Source organism: Lactococcus sp., assembly GCF_036648155.1.
GTDB classification, from domain to species: domain Bacteria; phylum Bacillota; class Bacilli; order Lactobacillales; family Streptococcaceae; genus Lactococcus; species Lactococcus cremoris.
This window is the reverse complement of sequence record NZ_JAVXIY010000005.1, coordinates 80,449-97,682: the sequence shown is the minus strand read 5'-3', so window position 1 is coordinate 97,682 and position 17,234 is coordinate 80,449. Positions and strand designations below refer to the sequence as shown.

Annotated in this window: 16 protein-coding genes; 13 read left to right on the top strand and 3 right to left on the bottom strand. The window is 38.2% G+C overall.

Features of this window, described 5'->3' with window-relative positions; genetic code table 11:
• Window positions 1-2: 2 nt before the first annotated feature.
• The 8 genes from RSC39_RS06320 to RSC39_RS06285 all read left to right on the top strand — a co-directional run bounded on the left by RSC39_RS06320 (window position 3) and on the right by RSC39_RS06285 (window position 6,082).
• Entirely contained in the window at window positions 3-182 is a 180-nt protein-coding gene (locus tag RSC39_RS06320; RefSeq protein ID WP_205272366.1) for a hypothetical protein, read from the top strand.
• 230 nt (window positions 183-412) lie between these two features.
• On the top strand, window positions 413-838 hold the full coding sequence (locus tag RSC39_RS06315; protein ID WP_332535911.1) for a hypothetical protein: 426 nt from the start codon (window positions 413-415) through the stop codon (window positions 836-838).
• Entirely contained in the window at window positions 828-1,628 is an 801-nt protein-coding gene (locus tag RSC39_RS06310; protein ID WP_332535909.1) for a hypothetical protein, read from the top strand. The genes RSC39_RS06315 and RSC39_RS06310 overlap by 11 nt, the downstream gene beginning before the upstream one ends.
• Window positions 1,629-1,753: 125 nt before the next feature.
• Window positions 1,754-2,611 (top strand): hypothetical protein, encoded by an 858-nt coding sequence (locus tag RSC39_RS06305; protein WP_153924910.1) that lies wholly within the window; start codon window positions 1,754-1,756, stop codon window positions 2,609-2,611.
• A gap of 57 nt (window positions 2,612-2,668) precedes the next feature.
• A complete protein-coding gene (locus RSC39_RS06300; RefSeq protein ID WP_138491699.1) occupies window positions 2,669-2,917 on the top strand; it encodes a DNA-binding protein in 249 nt (82 codons plus the stop codon).
• A 78-nt stretch (window positions 2,918-2,995) separates the two neighbouring features.
• A complete protein-coding gene (locus tag RSC39_RS06295; protein ID WP_332535901.1) occupies window positions 2,996-4,255 on the top strand; it encodes a site-specific integrase in 1,260 nt (419 codons plus the stop codon).
• 89 nt (window positions 4,256-4,344) lie between these two features.
• The gene (gene ylqF / locus RSC39_RS06290) at window positions 4,345-5,196 is read left to right on the top strand and encodes a ribosome biogenesis GTPase YlqF (RefSeq protein ID WP_332535899.1); all 852 of its coding nucleotides are present in this window, start codon (window positions 4,345-4,347) and stop codon (window positions 5,194-5,196) included.
• 112 nt (window positions 5,197-5,308) lie between these two features.
• Window positions 5,309-6,082: a ribonuclease HII gene (locus RSC39_RS06285; RefSeq protein ID WP_063281004.1), complete on the top strand. Its 774-nt coding sequence runs from the start codon at window positions 5,309-5,311 to the stop codon at window positions 6,080-6,082.
• 79 nt (window positions 6,083-6,161) lie between these two features.
• Here RSC39_RS06285 and RSC39_RS06280 read toward each other — a convergent pair whose 3' ends face one another.
• Window positions 6,162-6,668, bottom strand: coding sequence for a VOC family protein (locus RSC39_RS06280; RefSeq protein ID WP_063280965.1), 507 nt, complete (start codon window positions 6,666-6,668; stop codon window positions 6,162-6,164).
• Window positions 6,669-6,781: 113 nt separating this feature from the next.
• Window positions 6,782-7,528 carry a mechanosensitive ion channel domain-containing protein gene (locus tag RSC39_RS06275; protein WP_063280964.1) on the bottom strand — a complete coding sequence of 249 codons (747 nt, stop codon included), beginning with the start codon at window positions 7,526-7,528 and terminating at the stop codon, window positions 6,782-6,784.
• Window positions 7,529-7,688: 160 nt separating this feature from the next.
• Between RSC39_RS06275 and RSC39_RS06270 the strand changes: the two genes are divergently transcribed.
• A complete protein-coding gene (locus tag RSC39_RS06270) occupies window positions 7,689-8,711 on the top strand; it encodes a branched-chain amino acid aminotransferase (protein ID WP_063280963.1) in 1,023 nt (340 codons plus the stop codon).
• Between the two features lie 32 nt (window positions 8,712-8,743).
• On the opposite strand, the gene RSC39_RS06265 is transcribed toward RSC39_RS06270, so the two are convergent.
• Window positions 8,744-9,355 (bottom strand): sugar O-acetyltransferase, encoded by a 612-nt coding sequence (locus RSC39_RS06265; RefSeq protein ID WP_332535895.1) that lies wholly within the window; start codon window positions 9,353-9,355, stop codon window positions 8,744-8,746.
• A 168-nt stretch (window positions 9,356-9,523) separates the two neighbouring features.
• Between RSC39_RS06265 and gltB the strand changes: the two genes are divergently transcribed.
• The 4 genes from gltB to RSC39_RS06245 all read left to right on the top strand — a co-directional run bounded on the left by gltB (window position 9,524) and on the right by RSC39_RS06245 (window position 17,187).
• Complete coding sequence (gltB, locus tag RSC39_RS06260; RefSeq protein WP_332535893.1) at window positions 9,524-13,984, top strand: glutamate synthase large subunit; 4,461 nt, start codon at window positions 9,524-9,526, stop codon at window positions 13,982-13,984.
• Window positions 13,984-15,423: a glutamate synthase subunit beta gene (locus tag RSC39_RS06255; protein WP_332535890.1), complete on the top strand. Its 1,440-nt coding sequence runs from the start codon at window positions 13,984-13,986 to the stop codon at window positions 15,421-15,423. The genes gltB and RSC39_RS06255 overlap by 1 nt, the downstream gene beginning before the upstream one ends.
• 114 nt (window positions 15,424-15,537) lie before the next feature.
• Window positions 15,538-16,797, top strand: a complete 1,260-nt coding sequence (gene lysA / locus RSC39_RS06250; RefSeq protein ID WP_332535888.1) for a diaminopimelate decarboxylase — start codon at window positions 15,538-15,540, stop codon at window positions 16,795-16,797.
• A gap of 150 nt (window positions 16,798-16,947) precedes the next feature.
• The gene (locus tag RSC39_RS06245; protein WP_003130191.1) at window positions 16,948-17,187 is read left to right on the top strand and encodes a YneF family protein; all 240 of its coding nucleotides are present in this window, start codon (window positions 16,948-16,950) and stop codon (window positions 17,185-17,187) included.
• Window positions 17,188-17,234 lie beyond the last annotated feature (47 nt).

Sequence of the window (17,234 nt, the reverse complement as noted above, 5' to 3'; positions counted from 1 at the left end):
TTATGATTTTGGATAAAAACTATCGCACGATGAAACTTATAGGCAATGAGCTTGATAAAATCGGAGATGAAATTTACAATCTCGCTCAAATTCTTGAAGATTTCGAATCTAAAAAGATTCTTGCGACTATCAAGCTATATCTTGATGTTGTTGAAGATAAAATTGATGATTTGGAGGTCTAAAAATGTTTCTGAAAACACTAACGCAGTTCAATCCTAAAAACGAAACTCATCATTTTATAAAAGAGAGGGTTCAAAAGGGTACTCATTTTCAAAATCGTAGCTCTTTTCTCTTGGTGATAATAGTTTCATTTATGTTGTCGCTAGCGCTGTGGTTTGTTACTCATGATAATACAGTTAGGTTATCTGATAAGGTTATCATATATCACTTTCATACAGGGAATAAATTTCTTATGATTTCAGGTGGATTGGGACTCTTATTATCAATTTGGGGATTCTTCGAGTATCTTTTCTCAAAACACTCTTTTGTCCCAATGTATCGGTTACGACGACTATTACAAGGCCTCACTACGGAAATTTCAAATCTATCGAAGAAGATTCCTGATGAAGCTTTTCATGGCGTACCTATCGAGTTTTGGCGAAGTAGTACAGATACTTACATAAAAGTTTTTACGACTGGATTTGTGCGTGATGGGCTCAAAGAGCAGCTATCTGAACTGATTCAAGACTATCTAATCTCTGAAAGTCTTGGCAGTGATAAAGACTGTTGGACATATATTAAAGACACAAAAATTGGGGCAGGCTATGTTTTGACAGTTTTTGGAGAAACGCCAAACCGTTCAATTTTAGATCTGGAGGACTATGAAAATGAAAATTAAACTAGGCGATACAGTAGAATTAAACGACTTCCATTACTTGATTCAAGGTGTATCAGGGACTGGAAAATCAACTTTCTTGTATTTGTTAATTTTGGAAATTTCAAAAGAACTTTCAAAAAAGGCCGATAAATCAGACAATTTAGAGGCTTATAAGTCACTAAATGTCATAGATTCTAAGCAAAATTTGATTTATTCGCTCCGTCATTCTTTCCCCTTTGATGGGAAAGAGAATTTTGCAGCAACACCTGAACAGGCAGAAAAAATTTTGAAAAATGCTGTTGAAGAAATGCAAAAGCGTACTAAGCTGTTTGATAACAAATCCCTGCCATTGGACACAGACTTCAGAAGCCTTGGTTTGCAGCCCTACTGGGTAATTTGGGACGAAACGATTGAGACGCTAACACGTTCCAAGGCGGAAGGCTCTAAGCTCTATAAAAGCTTGAACGATTTAACTGTGCGGATTTTGACGATGGGCAGGGCTTTAGGTGTCTTCATGATTTGCACTTCAATCAGGGCAGACGTTGGCAGCTTCCCTGGTGGCGGTGTTACCCGTTCCACTATGAGCAAAATCCTGCTTGCTGATGTAGGCAAGGAACCAGATGAACAAGGTGCGATTATGCTTTTCAATACGTTTAAGGGACTCCCTATGCCACCAGAAAACGGGAAATTTTGGTTGTACATACAAGGGGAAGCTGGAAAGGTCAAATTAGCACTAACGCCAACATTAGGGAAAAACGTTGATGTCAGGGGGCTGTTAGAAAAATATATGCACAAACAGTATTATCAATAACAAAATTGGGCAGACCGTGCACAAGAGCGGTCTGCCCAATACTATATACCTTGAAAAAATGTTCTTGCCTGTACTTGACATACAGGCAAGATGAGCTGATTTCTTTGCCAAAGAGGAGGTTAAAAATGCAAAATTACAACTCAAAAGTTATCCTATTTGATAATCGTATCGAAATTATCAAATACGGTGGGAATATGCAAAGAGCGCCAAATGAAAAGGATGAGAGCAACAATCATGCTAGGATGAACATAGATGATGAAGAATACAAAGAACGTCAAGCTATGGAACAGGCTTATCGAATTAAGCGCAAAATCAAGTATTACTGTTTAGCAAACAACTTTGACCTCTTTTGGACATTAACCTTGAATGATAAAAAAGTCAATGCTATGAATTATGAATACTCAAGAAAAAGGTTGCAATCATGGCTCAAATATATGCGTGAGACGTATGGGAGGTTTGGTTTCTTGTTTGTTCCAGAGCTGCATAAATCTGGTAGAATCCATTTCCATGGAGTTACTCAAGGATTCAGTCCCCCGCTTATTGAAGCGCGGTACCCCAATAATAAACGTCTAATCAAGAAGAACGGAATCCAAATTTATAATGCCCCAAAATGGAAAAATGGCTTTTCAACTGTTTCGATGATTCAGGATAGAGAAAAGGCTTCTTCATACATAACAAAATACATTACCAAAGATTTGATTCGTACACCCTCAGCCTACCATCAGCCCAGATACTTTGTGAGCAGAGGACTCAAACAGCCTGAAATTACTTACGAAGATTTACCGGATGAGTATTTTGAAAGCTTTCTTCCGTCTTTCGTGGTAGGAAGAAAAGAGTCTTTGGGAGAACCATTTGAAAAAGAAGTTTCAATCTATCAAATTGATATTACTGAAGATGGGGAGATGATGCAATTACAGCCACCAGAAACATTGTATAAACTAAAACAAGAAAAAAGCTCTGACGGCAATCAGAGCTTCCAATAATAGATTTGTATGATAATTATAGCATTGTTTGATGTAATTATCTACGAGGTACATAATATGAAAATCAAATTTGTGCCTGTTGTTGATAGTCGTGCCCAATGGGGGAACAAAGAAGCTATCCTAAAGCGATATGAAGGACTTAATATTTACACTCTCAACCGCTGGCTTTCAGAAATGCGTAATAGCAAGCAATTCAGAGATGGCGTAATAAACCCAACTCACAAGCTTGTCTGGATAAATTTTGTAGTCTTCCAAGATTTCCTTTATTGGAAACAACACGGATATCCAAGGATTAAGGCAAAATAACTGAAAAAATGGTAAAATGGAATTGCTAATCAGATTCTATTTTATCATTTTTCATATCATGACATGAAAGGATAAAATATGTATTTTGAAAAATTAAAACGTAAAAACGGCGAGGTGTACTATAAAGCGATTGAAAGGTATATTGACCCGTTAACTGAAAAGCCTAAACGGGCTGCTGTAACCTTTCAATCAAATACCAGTCGCGGACGTGCTCAGGCTGCTCGTGAATTGGACGAAAAGATTGAAAAAATTATTGCTAAACGGCAAGGGCAGTTTTCAGGTCAATCCATGAGGACGTTTCTTGATTTGAAAACGGCTTGGTTTGATGTATGGCTCACAACTGTCAAACCTCAAACTGTGCGTCGGGAAAAGCTCGTGATTGATAGACTATCTGAAATCATTGCTGATGACATTTTACTAACCAAAATCACACCACTACTGATTCAGAATGTCCTAAATGACTACCGTGAAAAGTATCAATCAACGCACTCAACTATGCAACACATCAAGTGCACGTTCAATAAAATCTTTGATTACGGTGTCTTACACAATGCAATTCCGTTTTCCCCTTCGCGTGTGATTAAATTAAACGCTACAATCGGAGAAAAACACGCTAAGAAAGACCGCCTTGAAAAGAAGTTTTTGAATGAGCGTGAGGTTGGTGTTTTGCTTACTGAGCTGAAACGGCGGCGGAATCTGAATTATTATGATTTGGCTTTGTTCTTGGTTGGAACTGGTTGCCGAATTGGGGAAGCCTCAGCACTGACGGAAAAGGACATTGATTTTGAAAATCAACTTGTGACGATTGAAAAATCTTTGCAAGCCCATGATTTAAGGGTTGATGAATTTTATCTGGATACGACTAAAACCGAAGCAGGCGAACGAGTGGAAAAGCTACCTGATTTTGTAATTGCAGCGATAAAGCGCGTGATTGAACGAAACAAGGCATTTGATAAACATTGTGATGAGTCCCCTCACGACACTTTTCGGAAGTTCGATTTTCTTTTTCGTACTGAGTATGGTGCACCAATTACCTCACACAGTTTTCGAGAAATTTTAATGCGTGTAAATCGTTATCTCTCAAATCATTGTCAAGAAAAATATGGTTTTGAGTGGACGAAAAACGCAATCCCTCACAGTTTCCGTCACGTCCATATCTCAGTTTTAAGAGATGACCCGTCTGTGCCACTCAAAGAGGTTCAGGAGCGTGTCGGACACGTTCAAGAGGAAACTACAAACGGTTATACGCATTTGATGAGGCATGACCAAGAAAAATCAGTTGAAGCAATTAGTCGCTTCGCTCAAAAATTGGGAATCAAAAATGGGAATCTAGCATAGAGTTGAAATTTGCCCCTATTTTGCCCCTAAAATATAAATAATAGAACTTCAAGAGCTGTCAAGCCTTGATATATAAGGAGTTACAAGTTATGGCAACAATCCAATGGTTTCCAGGACATATGTCCAAGGCTCGTCGTCAGGTGCAAGAAAATTTAAAATATGTTGATTTTGTGATTGAATTGGTTGATGCGCGTTTGCCAATGTCTTCACGTAATCCTATGTTGGGGCAAATTATTGGGGATAAGCCAAGAATTATTGCTTTAAATAAGGCTGACCTGGCCGATTCAAGCAAGGTTGCTGAGTGGATTGAATATTTTGATGGACAAGGATTTGTAACTTTGGCTATCAATTCGAAGGAAGAATATACGGCTAAACGATTGACCGTCGCAGCTAAAAAATTGATGGCTGACAAAGTTGCTCATGATAAGGAACGTGGAATTGCTCATACTACTTTACGTACGATGATTATTGGAATACCAAATGCTGGTAAATCAACATTGATGAACCGTTTAGCAGGTAAAAAAGTTGCGGTGACAGGAAATCGTCCAGGGGTCACTAAAGGTCAGCAATGGATTCGAACAAATAAAGAATTAGAATTATTGGATACACCGGGGATTTTGTGGCCGAAATTTGAGGACCAACTTGTCGGATTAAAATTGGCCTTGACTGGTGCAATCAAAGATGACTTATTGCCAATGGATGAAGTGACTATTTTTGGTTTAAATCATTTTTTGAAAAATTATCGTTCTATGACAATGAGACGTTATCGAATGACGGAGAAAGATTTGGAACTTGAAATTCCAGATTTGATAATGGAATTGACTGCTAGATTTGGATTCCGTGATGATTATGACCGTTTCTATAATATGTTTGTCAAAGATGTCCGAGATGGTAAACTAGGACTGTTTTGCTTGGATGAAGTTGGGACTGACGAACTTTAATTAAAAAAATATTTAATTGCTGCTAGCCCTGCCAGCAGTAATTGACATAAATTATATTATGTAAAATTACTGACAAGAAAGTTGTCAGTAATTTTGAGGGTTAGTGAATAAAGTGGGACAGACCATTAAAGAAATTAAGGCACGGTTAGCTGAACTGACAGATTTGTCAGCAAAAGAATTTTTAGAATTTGAAACAGACGAACGTGCAGGAGTTCAAGCAGTTCTGAAAAGTAGAAAAAAACAAATTTTAGCAGAATGCGCAGAAGATGAACGTTTGGAACAAATGTTAGAATTTGAGAAAGAACTTTATAGTCAAGAAATTGAACTAATTGCAGGGATTGATGAAGTTGGACGTGGTCCCCTTGCTGGTCCTGTGGTCACAGCGGCAGTAATTTTGCCAAAGAATTGTAAAATTCGTGGTTTGAATGATAGTAAAAAAGTGCCAAAATCAAAGCATCATGCTATTCTATCTGAAATTCAAGAAAAAGCGCTAGCGATTGGAATTGGTATTGTTGATGCCGAAAAAATTGATGAAGTAAATATTTATGAGGCGACAAAAATTGCAATGATTCAGGCAGTATCAAAATTATCTCTTAAACCTGAACATCTCTTAATAGATGCGATGGTTTTAGATTTGCCCATTGCTCAGACGAAAATCATTCATGGAGATGCTCGTTCAGCATCAATTGCGGCCGCATCAATTGTAGCTAAAGTGACTCGTGACGAAATGATGAAGGATTTTGCTTTAGAATTTCCAGAATATGATTTTGAACATAATGCAGGTTATGGAACAGCAAAACATCTTGAGGCTCTGAAGAAGTACGGAATTACGAGAATACATCGTAAATCTTACGAACCAATAAAAACAATGGTTGAATTAGGATAAGAATTTTATAAGAATTAAATTAAAAAACGAACTAGAATAGAGTCTGCAAATGACTTATTTTAGATCGTTTTTTGTATGACTATTTTTTTAAGTTGTGATAATCAAGAAGTTCCTCAATGACCTCCACCGAATCACCAAATTGTACTGCAATTTCTTCAACAGTCATTCCCTGCGACAGAAGGCGCGTTGCAACTACTTTGATACTCTCTGCTACTTCGATAATATGTCCATCATAATCATAAAAACGCATGGTTCGTGCACCATAGCTGGAAGTAATAGGTTTATGAATCCAATCAACTACAATTTTTGAAGTTAGTTCCAAACGATAACTATCTAAATCCTCAACTTCAAAATATAGTTGAGAGCTATTTGATTTGTGATGAATTTTGAAATTAGGACTCATCCCGTCTTTAAACCAACTGCGATAGGCGCTTTCTGGAGCAAGTGAGATACCACTTTCGTAAGTAATCATTTGACCCTCATAATCATAAAGTGGAGTTTGATTAAGTATATTTTCGTAAAAATCTTGCGCTCGATTGAGATCCTTTACTGTAAGTAGAATTCCTTCAAATTTTAGTTCAAGCATATTAATTATCCTTTCTTAATTTATTATCATTATTTTATCATGATGTTAATCTTTTAAGAAATGATATCTAAACAATTACTATGATAAAAAAATACTGACAGAGCTGTCAGTCATTAATTTTCATAATATTTATCCAAAATTTCCATTTTTAAAGGAGTAATTTTAGATAGCGGGGCAGTTAGACTTGTTCTTAGGAAGAGCTTATCTTCAATGTTGATGATACCCAGATATTTAACTTGAGGGTAGTTAGCATTGACTTCTATAATTTGGGCTTTTTTCTCACTAATATTTTCGTCTGTCACGGGCACATCTAGGTTGACCGTTCTTTCTTTATAAGAGTAATTTTTGAGAGCCGCAATATTTCGGTTTGGAATAAAAGTAGTCGCACCGTCGGCTCCGATAACAGTAATGGAACGAATCCCTACGGTTTTCACCACTCCCTCAATATCAAGACCAGCAAAGGCAACCGTATCCCCAACATTGATTTGATGCTCAACGATAATAAAGAAACCGTTAATGATATCAGCGACTAAATCTCGTCCGGCGAAACCAAGAGCGACTCCAAGGATACCCGCGCCAGCTAGGACATTTGCAACAGGAATTCCCATTACACCTAAGACAGTGTAGATATAAAGGAAAACGGTCAAATAATGAATAGCGCTTGTGGTCAGTCTTGAAAGGGTCAGAATTCTGGAAGTATCTGTCCATTTTTGCTCACTATAATTTTTAAATAATCGGTTAACAATCCGAGAACTTGCTTGGTAGAGAATAAAAAAAAGAACACTGACTAATAAAATTGTAATTGCTTTGTTTAGTAAAAATGCGCCCAAGTCTTCCCAGTTTATTTTTAATAAGTTCATTTTTGCTCCTTTGTTCAGTAATTTTCTAATTCATTTATAGAAAAAGTGACTATATTTGAAAAAAATTGTTTGAAATTTTACTGAATTTCATGAATATTTTCTTGTTTTATGTTACAGAAAATAATATAATCTATTATAACAAAAAAATTTGGAGGATGTTATGGCAATTAATTTAGACTGGGAAAATTTAGGTTTTAGTTATCGAAACTTACCTTTTCGTTATATCGCTCGTTTTAAAGATGGAAAATGGAGCGCTGGAGAGCTGACAGGAGATAATCAGCTTCAGATTAGTGAATCTTCACCTGCTTTGCATTATGGTCAACAAGGTTTTGAAGGATTGAAGGCTTATCGGACAAAAGATGGGTCAATCCAACTTTTTCGTCCAGACCAAAATGCTGCTCGTTTGCAAAAAACGGCTCGCCGTCTTTGTATGGCAGAAGTTTCAACTGAAATGTTTATTGACGCAGTTAAACAAGTCGTTAAAGCCAACGAAGATTTTGTTCCTCCTTATGGAACGGGTGCCACGCTCTATCTTCGTCCACTTTTGATTGGGGTTGGTGATGTTATTGGGGTTAAACCTGCTGATGAATATATTTTCACTGTTTTTGCCATGCCTGTTGGTTCTTATTTTAAAGGTGGGTTAGCACCTTCAAAATTTGTTATTTCAAGAGAGTATGATAGAGCGGCTCCTCTTGGTACAGGTGGTGCCAAAGTTGGAGGGAATTACGCAGCTTCTTTACAAGCAGAAGTTGGAGCCAAAGCCTCAGGTTATGCAGATGCAATTTATCTTGACCCAAGCACACATACTAAAATTGAAGAAGTTGGGGCAGCGAATTTCTTTGGAATTACAGCTGATAATGAATTTATCACACCATTGAGTCCTTCTATCTTACCTTCAATTACTAAATATTCTTTGTTGTATTTAGCTGAACATCGTTTGGGATTAAAAGCAATCGAAGGTGAAGTTTATGCTAAAGATTTAGGTAAATTTGTTGAAGCAGGAGCTTGTGGGACAGCAGCAATTATCTCCCCAATTGGACGAATTGACGATGGAGAAGATTCTTATATTTTCCATTCTGAAACAGAAGTGGGACCAACGGTTAAACGTTTATATGATGAGTTGGTCGGCATTCAATTTGGTGATGTTGAAGCACCGGAAGGCTGGATTGTTAAAGTTGATTAATTTAAAAAGCTAAAGAATATTCTTTAGCTTTTTTATTTTGGGATAAATAGTTTATCCTTTTTAACCCATTCTTGGTCTTTGGTTCGGATTGGCCGAACTACTTGGCAAGGATTTCCGGCGGCAACAACATTTGCTGGAATATCTTTGGTAACGACACTTCCTGCACCAATAATGCAGTTGTCACCAATCGTTACTCCTGGAAGAAGGCTGACATTTGCTCCCAGCCAGACTTGATTTCCAACCGTAATTGGCTTTGAATAGACCCCACCAGCTGTTCTGACTGCTGGGTCTTCTGAATGATTGGCAGCAAATAAACCACAGCGAGGGCCAAAGTAAACATTATCACCTATCGTGACCTGATTGCAATCTAAAATAATCAGATCATGATTAATGAGGACATTATCCCCAATTTTTATATTAAAGCCAAATTCACAGCGAAAATTGGATTCAATATAGGGATTTTCTCCCAAATGTTCAAAGAGCTGTCTTAAAATCTCTGGCTGATAACCCTCATTATTGTTGATTTTTTGATTGTAACGTCGGGTTTCAAAAAGGGCATGATTACGATACTCACTGAGTTCTAGGTCATTGTCATCATAGGTTTTTCCAGAATTGATGAGTGTTTTAATTTGTTCTTTATTCATTCTTTTATCTTATGATTTTAGATGTTTTTTGTCAATTGTAAGGGTTTTTATCTGTTAGATAAAGCTACTAAAAATTACATTTATATATAATTATCAGAATATATTGATATTTCATCGAAATTTTAGTAGAATAAAAGAACCAAATTGTAAAATAAAAGAGGTTGTGTTATGAATAAAGAAGCTAAACAAGCCATGAAAACAACACTTTGGCAACCTGATTTTGAATCAGATGCTTGTGGAATGGGCTTTATTGCTCAAATTGACGGAAAAGCTAGTCATCTCTTAGTTGAAAGAGCGCTGACCATGTTAACAAGAATGAATCATCGTGGAGGAACAGGTGCTGAACCAGAAACTGGGGATGGAGCAGGGATTTTACTTGCCCTCCCTGATGAGTTCTTTCGTAAAATTGCAGCAGAGCAAGAGATAGAATTGCCAGCAATTGGTAATTATGCTGTTGGCCAATTTTTCTTGTCGCGCAAAGAAAACAAAAAACATCAAGCTCTTGAAGCGATAAAAGCGGCTGTTAAGGCTCAAGGATATGATATTCTATTCACGCGCACAGTTCCTTTTAATTTTGAAGCATGTGGAGCAACGGCTCAAGGAATTATGCCGTCTTTTGTGCAAGTTTTCATTGAGAAAAAATCATCTGAAAAAGCTGTCAGCGAAATTTCTAATTTTGAAAATGATTTATTTATTATCAGACGAAATTTAGAAAAACGTTTTGATGAAGAAGAATTATATATTTGTTCTTTATCCAGTCAAACAGTGGTCTATAAAGGAATGCTTCACGCTTATCAAGTGAAACTTTTTTATCCAGATTTGTCTGACAAAGATTTCAAAAGTCATATTGCACTGACGCACAGCCGTTTTTCAACAAATACATTTCCCTCATGGAATCGGGCGCAGCCTTTTCGCTTTTTGGCGCACAATGGCGAAATCAATACCCTGCGTGGCGCTGAAAACTGGATGAAAGTCAACGATATTGAAATGTATAATGAAGAAAACTCGGATTCGGCAAAATTAGAAAACTGCATGGAATATTTCTATCGCAATGGACGTGAATTGCCAGAAAGTTTGCTGGCCATGATTCCAGAAGCTTGGGGCGAGCAGACGGGTCTAAGTCCAGAACTCAAAGCTTTCTATGAATATTCAACGGCTCATATTGCTCCTTGGGATGGACCGGCAGCTTTAGTTTTTACTGACGGAAAAACCGTTGGAGCAAGGTTGGATCGAAACGGTCTACGTCCAAGTCGCTATCTGGTCACAAAAGATAATTTCATTATCTTATCAAGTGAGTCAGGTGTGGTTGATATTCCTGCCAATGAAATCATTGAAAAATCAGTTCTTGGTCCCGGAAATATGCTCTTGGTAAATACTGACGAAGGCAAGATTATTCGTAACGAAGAAGTCAAAAGTTACTATGCTAATAAATACCCCTATCAGGAATTTCTGTCAGCAGGTTTGAAAAAGCTGTCAGCACTGACAGAAAGTGAAAAGACAAGTTCAATTCCGTCAGCAAATATGAACACATTATGGAAATTATTTGGATATACTGACGAAGTGATTCGGACGGTCCTTTTGCCAATGGCAGAAAGCGCCAACGAACCCACAATTTCCATGGGCTTTGATGCGCCATTGGCCGTTTTATCTGACCAAGCTCAATCCCTTTATAATTTTTTCAAACAACAATTTGCCCAAGTGACAAATCCACCAATTGACGCCATTCGCGAGCAAATTGTTATTGGGACAGAAACTTATCTGGGCGAAGATGGTAATCCCGCCAAAATCACTGGCGAAAATGTCCGTAAGTTAAAATTAGATAGTCCGGTGCTTTCGACAGCCGATTTTGAAAAAATTCTTGCTTTGAAAGAAAAACATTATCATACAGAAGTCCTTTCAACCCTCTATGATAAAGATGACTTATTAGAAAATGCTCTAAATAAACTTTTTTATAAAGCAGAGGAATTGATTAACCAAGGGGCAACGATTATTGTTTTATCAGACCGTGCTTTTGCCGAAAATAAAGTACCAATGCCAATTTTATTAGCTCTGTCAGGACTTTATCATTATATGCTTGGCCGTCATAATGCTTCCAAGTTTGCGATTATTCTTGACACTGCAGAGGTTTATGAAGTCCATCAATTTGCAGCACTAGTGGGTTATGGCGCGTCAGGGATTCACCCTTATGGCGCTTATGCGACGCTTTCGGACTGGGGAATGGGCGCAGCTGAACAAGTCGAAAATTTCCGGCATGCGGCAGAAAAAGGAATTGTTAAGGTCATGAGCCGAATGGGAATTTCAACCATTGTTGGTTACAAAGGGGCGCAACTTTTTGAAGCGATTGGTTTATCTAAAGAAGTTGTCGATAAATACTTCACAGGAACAAGTACACGAATTGGTGGACTTTCTCTTGCTCAAATCGAGGCAGAGTATCGCCTCCGTTATGAAAAAGCATACGGACACCGAGGACAAGATTTGTTGGAAACAGGTGGTTCCTTCCAGTACCGAGCAGATGAAGGTGAACATCATATTTATGATCCAACAATGATTTATCAAATCCAGAATGCTGTGCGTCAAAACGACTTTAAAAAGTATAAAAAATATAGCCAGTATTTAAATGATATTGCCTTGGAAACACCCACAAGCTTACGTCACACATGGAAAATTAAATCTAATCGCAAGGCTATTCAGTTGAGTGAGGTCGAACCAGTCAGTGAAATCGTCAAACGTTTTAAAATTGGCGCCATGTCATTTGGTTCACTTTCCCAAGAAGCTCATGAATGTATCGCACAAGCGATGAATTCAATTGGTGCAAAATCAAATTCTGGCGAAGGGGGTGAAAATGCGAAACGCTATGGCACAATCAATAATTCGAAAATCAAACAAGTCGCCTCTGGTCGATTTGGTGTGTCAGCGGCTTATCTGATGTCGGCTGAAGAAATCCAAATCAAGATTTCACAGGGAGCTAAACCGGGAGAAGGTGGACAATTGCCAGGTAAGAAAGCTTTCCCTTGGGTAGCTGAGGTAAGAAATTCAACTCCTGGGGTGAGCTTAATTTCACCACCACCTCATCATGATATTTATTCAATCGAAGATTTATCACAGCTCATATTTGATTTGAAACAAATCAATCCTTATGCAAAAATCAATGTCAAATTGGTTTCTTCAACAGGCGTTGGAACAATTGCGACAGGCTGTGTTAAAGCGGGCGCTGACAAGGTCGTCATTTCTGGTTATGATGGTGGAACGGGCGCAAGTCCACGAAATTCAACGAGAGACGCGGGACTGCCTTGGGAAATGGGCTTAGCAGAAGCGCATCAAACCCTTAGTTTAAATAAATTGCGGGATCGTATGATTTTGGAAACTGATGGGAAAGTCGTGACAGGAAGAGATGTTGCTATTGCTGCAATGCTTGGAGCCGAAGAATATTCATTTGGAAGTTTAGCCTTAGTTGCGATTGGTTGTATCATGACAAGAAATTGTCATTTGAACACTTGCCCAGTTGGTATTGCCACACAAAATCCTAAATTAAGAGCCAATTTTGCTGGGAAACCCGAACACATTGTGCGTTTAATGGAATTTATGGCTGAGGAAGTTCGAGAACTTCTGGCTGAACTTGGTTTTAGAACCATTAATGAACTCGTTGGACATGCGGAGCTTTTGCAAGCTAAAGACGATTTGCCAGATAAAATGCGTGGTTTAGATTTTAGTCGTATCATCGGTCATGCTTTACCAATCGCCACACGACATAGTGATCCATTTGCTAATCCGCGTGCTTGGCAAGAGCTAGACCAATTTACCCAAGCAACTTTGGACAATGGTGCTCAAGTCACTGTTCATGGCAAGATTCAAAATACTAATCGGACAACGACAGCCCGAATGGCTGGTTGGATTGCTGAACGTTATGGCAATTTTGGCTTAAAAGATGCTTCGGTTGCCTATGAATACGAAGGGGTTGCGGGTCAATCCTTTGGTTCTTACGCAACTGCCGGAATGGAAGTCACTTTGATTGGTGAAGCCAACGACTATATTGGTAAATCTTTATCAGGTGGACGCTTGATTGTGAAGCCACCTCTTGATGCGGCTTATGATATTGAAAATACCTCAATTGTGGGCAATGTATCCTTATTTGGAGCGATTGGTGGAGAAGCATACTTCCGCGGTCGTGCTGGGGAGCGTTGCGGTGTCAGAAATTCAGGGGCACATTTTGTCGTTGAGGGTGTTGGGGACCATGGTTGTGAATATATGACTGGTGGTCTTGCAGTTATTCTTGGTAAAACTGGGCGTAACTTTGCTGCTGGGATGTCTGGGGGTCTTGCTTATGTTTATGACGCCGATGGTACATTTGCTTCTAAAGTCAATCGAGAAATGGTTGATCTTTATCGTTTAGATGAAACATCAGGCGATGAAGTATTAGAAGAATTACTAAAAAAACATCTGATTTACACCGATTCAGCTAAAGCCGAATACATTTTAGAACATTGGCAAAGTGAACGTGAAAAATTTGTTAAAGTTTACCCGAGTGAGTATCATCACATTAAAAATATTGAAGAAGATTTGGCTAAAACAGGATTGTCAGGCGAAGCACTTACAATGACAACCTTTAAAAAAGTAACGGAGGTGAGCTAATGGCTGATCCAAATGGATTTTTAAATTATCCAAGAAATGATAATCCTTACCGTGAATTAGCGGAGCGGATAAAAGATTTTGCTGAATTGCAAGTTCCCTTATCTACTGAAGAACGACAAAAACAAGCGGCACGTTGTATGCATTGTGATGTTCCTTTTTGTCATCAAGGGATATTTTATGGGGGCAAACGAGCTGTCTCAGGCTGTCCAAATGATAATCATATTCCAGAGTGGAATGATTTGATTTATCGCGGTCTGCAAAGAAAAGCTTATGAACGCTTGATTTTAACCAATCCATTTCCAGAATTCACTGGACGAGTCTGTCCGGCTCCTTGTGAAAAATCCTGTGCTGAGGCCTTAAACGGTGCAGGAGTAACCATTAAAGATAATGAGCGATTCTTAGGTGATTTGGGTAATGATGAAGGCTGGGTTGCTGAGATTGGCAAAGCGGCAAAACCAACAGGCTATAAAGTAGCGATTATTGGGTCTGGACCTGCGGGTCTGTCAGCTGCTTGGCGGCTTAATCAGTTGGGACATAGCGTTACTGTTTTTGAAAAATCAGATCGTTTGGGTGGCTTATTGATGTACGGCATTCCAAATATGAAATTGGATAAAAAAGTAGTCCAAAAACGGATTGATTTGATGAAAGAACTTGGCGTGACTTTTGTCACAAATAGTGAAATTGGAAAAACAATCAGCTATGAAGAGCTGTCAGTAAATTTTGATCGAATTATTCTGGCGATTGGCGCAGGAATTCCTCGTGATTTAAAAATTTCAGGTCGTGAATTGTCAGGTATTCGTTTTGCGATGGATTTTTTGACAGAGACAACTAAAAAAGTGTTGGAGCATGGCGAAAAAAATATTGCCCAATCTCTTAAAGGAAAAAAAGTTGTGGTCATTGGAGGTGGAGATACAGGAAATGACTGTATTGGGACGGCAGTACGCTTGGGTGCCGAATCGGTTCAACAACTTGAAATTACACCGAGTCTACCAACTAATCGCTTAGAAAACAATCCCTGGCCTGAATGGCCAATGACCTTGAGAGAGGGTTATGGGCAACAAGAAGCTCAATTTGTAGGAAATTCAGATTTGACGACTTATCAGATGACAGCCACAGCTTTTAAAGCTGATGAAAATGGTCATCTAAAAGGCTTACAAGTGGCAAAAGTCGGTCCAGATTTCAGAGCAATTGAAGGTAGTGAGCAATTGATTGAAGCAGATTTAGTCTTGCTTGCGATGGGATTTGTGGGTACGGACACAGGCCTGCTTGATAAATTTGGTGTTCAAGAAATTTATGATGATTATCGAACAAACAATGATAAAGTACTTGTCGCGGGTGATGCTAGACGCGGTCCTTCTTTAGTCATTTGGGCGATTAGAGAAGGCCGTAAAACCGCTGAAATTGTTGACGAAGAGCTACTGAAAGTAGCCACGGCATAATTTATAACTCTGTCAGTAAAAAAGTTTCTGTCAGTAAAATGATGGGAACTTTTTTGTGTTTAAGTTTTTGACGATATGCTATACTTATAAATAATCTAAAAATGAGGTGAAAAAATGAAAACACCATTCGTAACAAAAGAACAACTCGAACAAATTACAGCTGAATACCCCACTCCTTTTCATCTTTATGATGAGAAAGGAATTCGTCAGAAAGCGCGTGATCTTCACAAAGCTTTTGCTTGGAATAAAGGATTTAAAGAATTCTTTGCTGTTAAAGCTACACCAACCCCAGCAATATTAAAGATACTACATGAAGAAGGTTGTGGAGTCGATTGTGCTTCTTATGTCGAACTATTGCTTTCAGAAAAATGTGGTTTTGATGGCACTGAAATGATGTTTTCATCCAATGACACTCCAGCAGAAGAGTTTCAATTTGCTAATCAATTGGGCGCGACAATCAATCTTGATGCCTATGAACACATTGAGTTTTTGAAAAATCTGCCAGATTTTGTCTTTCCAAAGACAATGAGCTTGAGATACAATCCAGGTGGAGTTTTTGCGATGGGTACAAAAATCATGGACAATCCAGAAGAATCAAAATTTGGTATGACCAAAGCACAACTCATTCAAGGAATTAAAGACTTACAAAAACTAGGAGTCAAAGAATTTGGAATGCACAGCTTTCTGGCTTCAAATACTGTGACCAATGATTATTATCCAGAACTCGCCCGCAAACTCTTTGAACTTGCATTAGAAATTCGTCAAGAAACAGGAATTACCCTTGATTTTATTAATTTATCAGGTGGAATCGGTGTAAACTATCGTCCTGATGAAGAAGCCAATGATATCGCAAAAATTGGCCAAGGTGTTCATAAGGCTTATGAAGAAGTATTGACTGCTAATGGCATTGAAAATCTAAAAATTTACACTGAATTAGGTCGTTTTATGCTTGCGCCTCATGGTCACTTGATTACAAAAGTCCTGCATTTAAAAGAAACTTACCGGAAATATGTTGGGGTTGACGCATCAGCAGTTAACTTGATGCGACCAGCTTTTTATGATGCTTACCATCACATCACAGTCGCTGGCAAGGAAAAGCAAGAGGCGACTGTAACCTATGATATTACGGGTTCTTTGTGTGAAAATAATGATAAGTTTGCTAAAGAACGTGCTTTTCCAGAAATCAAAGTAGGAGATTTGTTGGTCATTCATGATACAGGAGCACATGGATTTTCGATGGGTTATCAGTATAATGCGAAGCTAAGAAGTGCTGAAATTTTACTTCAAGAAGATGGAAAAACACGTTTGATTCGTCGAGCAGAAAAGCCAGCTGATTATTTTGAGACATTAGATGGATTTGATTTCAACAATTGATTTATAAAAGTTACTGATGATTCTGTCAGTAAATTATCTTTTTCTCAGTCCTTTTGTCACTAATATAAAGAGCTGACAAAAAGACTAAAATTTGATATAATAAGATGTCATCAATGGCGAAAGCGTTTCGCCAAATTTAGGAGATTCAAAATGAATTTAATCTTAGCTATTTTGCTTATGGTTGTATGCCTTTTGGCAGGTTTTTTCTTGGGAACATGGTTCTCACAACGCCAAACAAAAAAATTACTTATGGACAACCCACCCCTTAACGAAGATGCCGTTCGTCTTATGATGGGATCAATGGGACGTAAACCAAGTGAAGTTCAAGTGCAACAAGTTCTTCGTCAAATTCGTGCTGCTGCAAAGCAATCAGACACAAACAAAAAATAAGCTATTATAATACGCTGAGCGAAGCAGTAGAACAAAGTTCTAAACTC

What these genes read in the sequence shown, in the direction of transcription:
- RSC39_RS06255 (WP_332535890.1), top strand. Translation starts at nt 13,984, where the DNA reads ATGGCTGATCCAAATGGATTTTTAAATTATCCAAGAAATGATAATCCT.
- RSC39_RS06275 (WP_063280964.1), bottom strand. Translation starts at nt 7,528, where the DNA reads ATGAACTTATTAAAAATAAACTGGGAAGACTTGGGCGCATTTTTACTA.
- RSC39_RS06305 (WP_153924910.1), top strand. Translation starts at nt 1,754, where the DNA reads ATGCAAAATTACAACTCAAAAGTTATCCTATTTGATAATCGTATCGAA.
- RSC39_RS06300 (WP_138491699.1), top strand. Translation starts at nt 2,669, where the DNA reads ATGAAAATCAAATTTGTGCCTGTTGTTGATAGTCGTGCCCAATGGGGG.
- RSC39_RS06245 (WP_003130191.1), top strand. Translation starts at nt 16,948, where the DNA reads ATGAATTTAATCTTAGCTATTTTGCTTATGGTTGTATGCCTTTTGGCA.
- RSC39_RS06295 (WP_332535901.1), top strand. Translation starts at nt 2,996, where the DNA reads ATGTATTTTGAAAAATTAAAACGTAAAAACGGCGAGGTGTACTATAAA.
- RSC39_RS06315 (WP_332535911.1), top strand. Translation starts at nt 413, where the DNA reads ATGATTTCAGGTGGATTGGGACTCTTATTATCAATTTGGGGATTCTTC.
- RSC39_RS06280 (WP_063280965.1), bottom strand. Translation starts at nt 6,668, where the DNA reads ATGCTTGAACTAAAATTTGAAGGAATTCTACTTACAGTAAAGGATCTC.
- ylqF (WP_332535899.1), top strand. Translation starts at nt 4,345, where the DNA reads ATGGCAACAATCCAATGGTTTCCAGGACATATGTCCAAGGCTCGTCGT.
- RSC39_RS06270 (WP_063280963.1), top strand. Translation starts at nt 7,689, where the DNA reads ATGGCAATTAATTTAGACTGGGAAAATTTAGGTTTTAGTTATCGAAAC.
- RSC39_RS06310 (WP_332535909.1), top strand. Translation starts at nt 828, where the DNA reads ATGAAAATTAAACTAGGCGATACAGTAGAATTAAACGACTTCCATTAC.
- gltB (WP_332535893.1), top strand. Translation starts at nt 9,524, where the DNA reads ATGAATAAAGAAGCTAAACAAGCCATGAAAACAACACTTTGGCAACCT.
- RSC39_RS06265 (WP_332535895.1), bottom strand. Translation starts at nt 9,355, where the DNA reads ATGAATAAAGAACAAATTAAAACACTCATCAATTCTGGAAAAACCTAT.
- lysA (WP_332535888.1), top strand. Translation starts at nt 15,538, where the DNA reads ATGAAAACACCATTCGTAACAAAAGAACAACTCGAACAAATTACAGCT.
- RSC39_RS06320 (WP_205272366.1), top strand. Translation starts at nt 3, where the DNA reads ATGATTTTGGATAAAAACTATCGCACGATGAAACTTATAGGCAATGAG.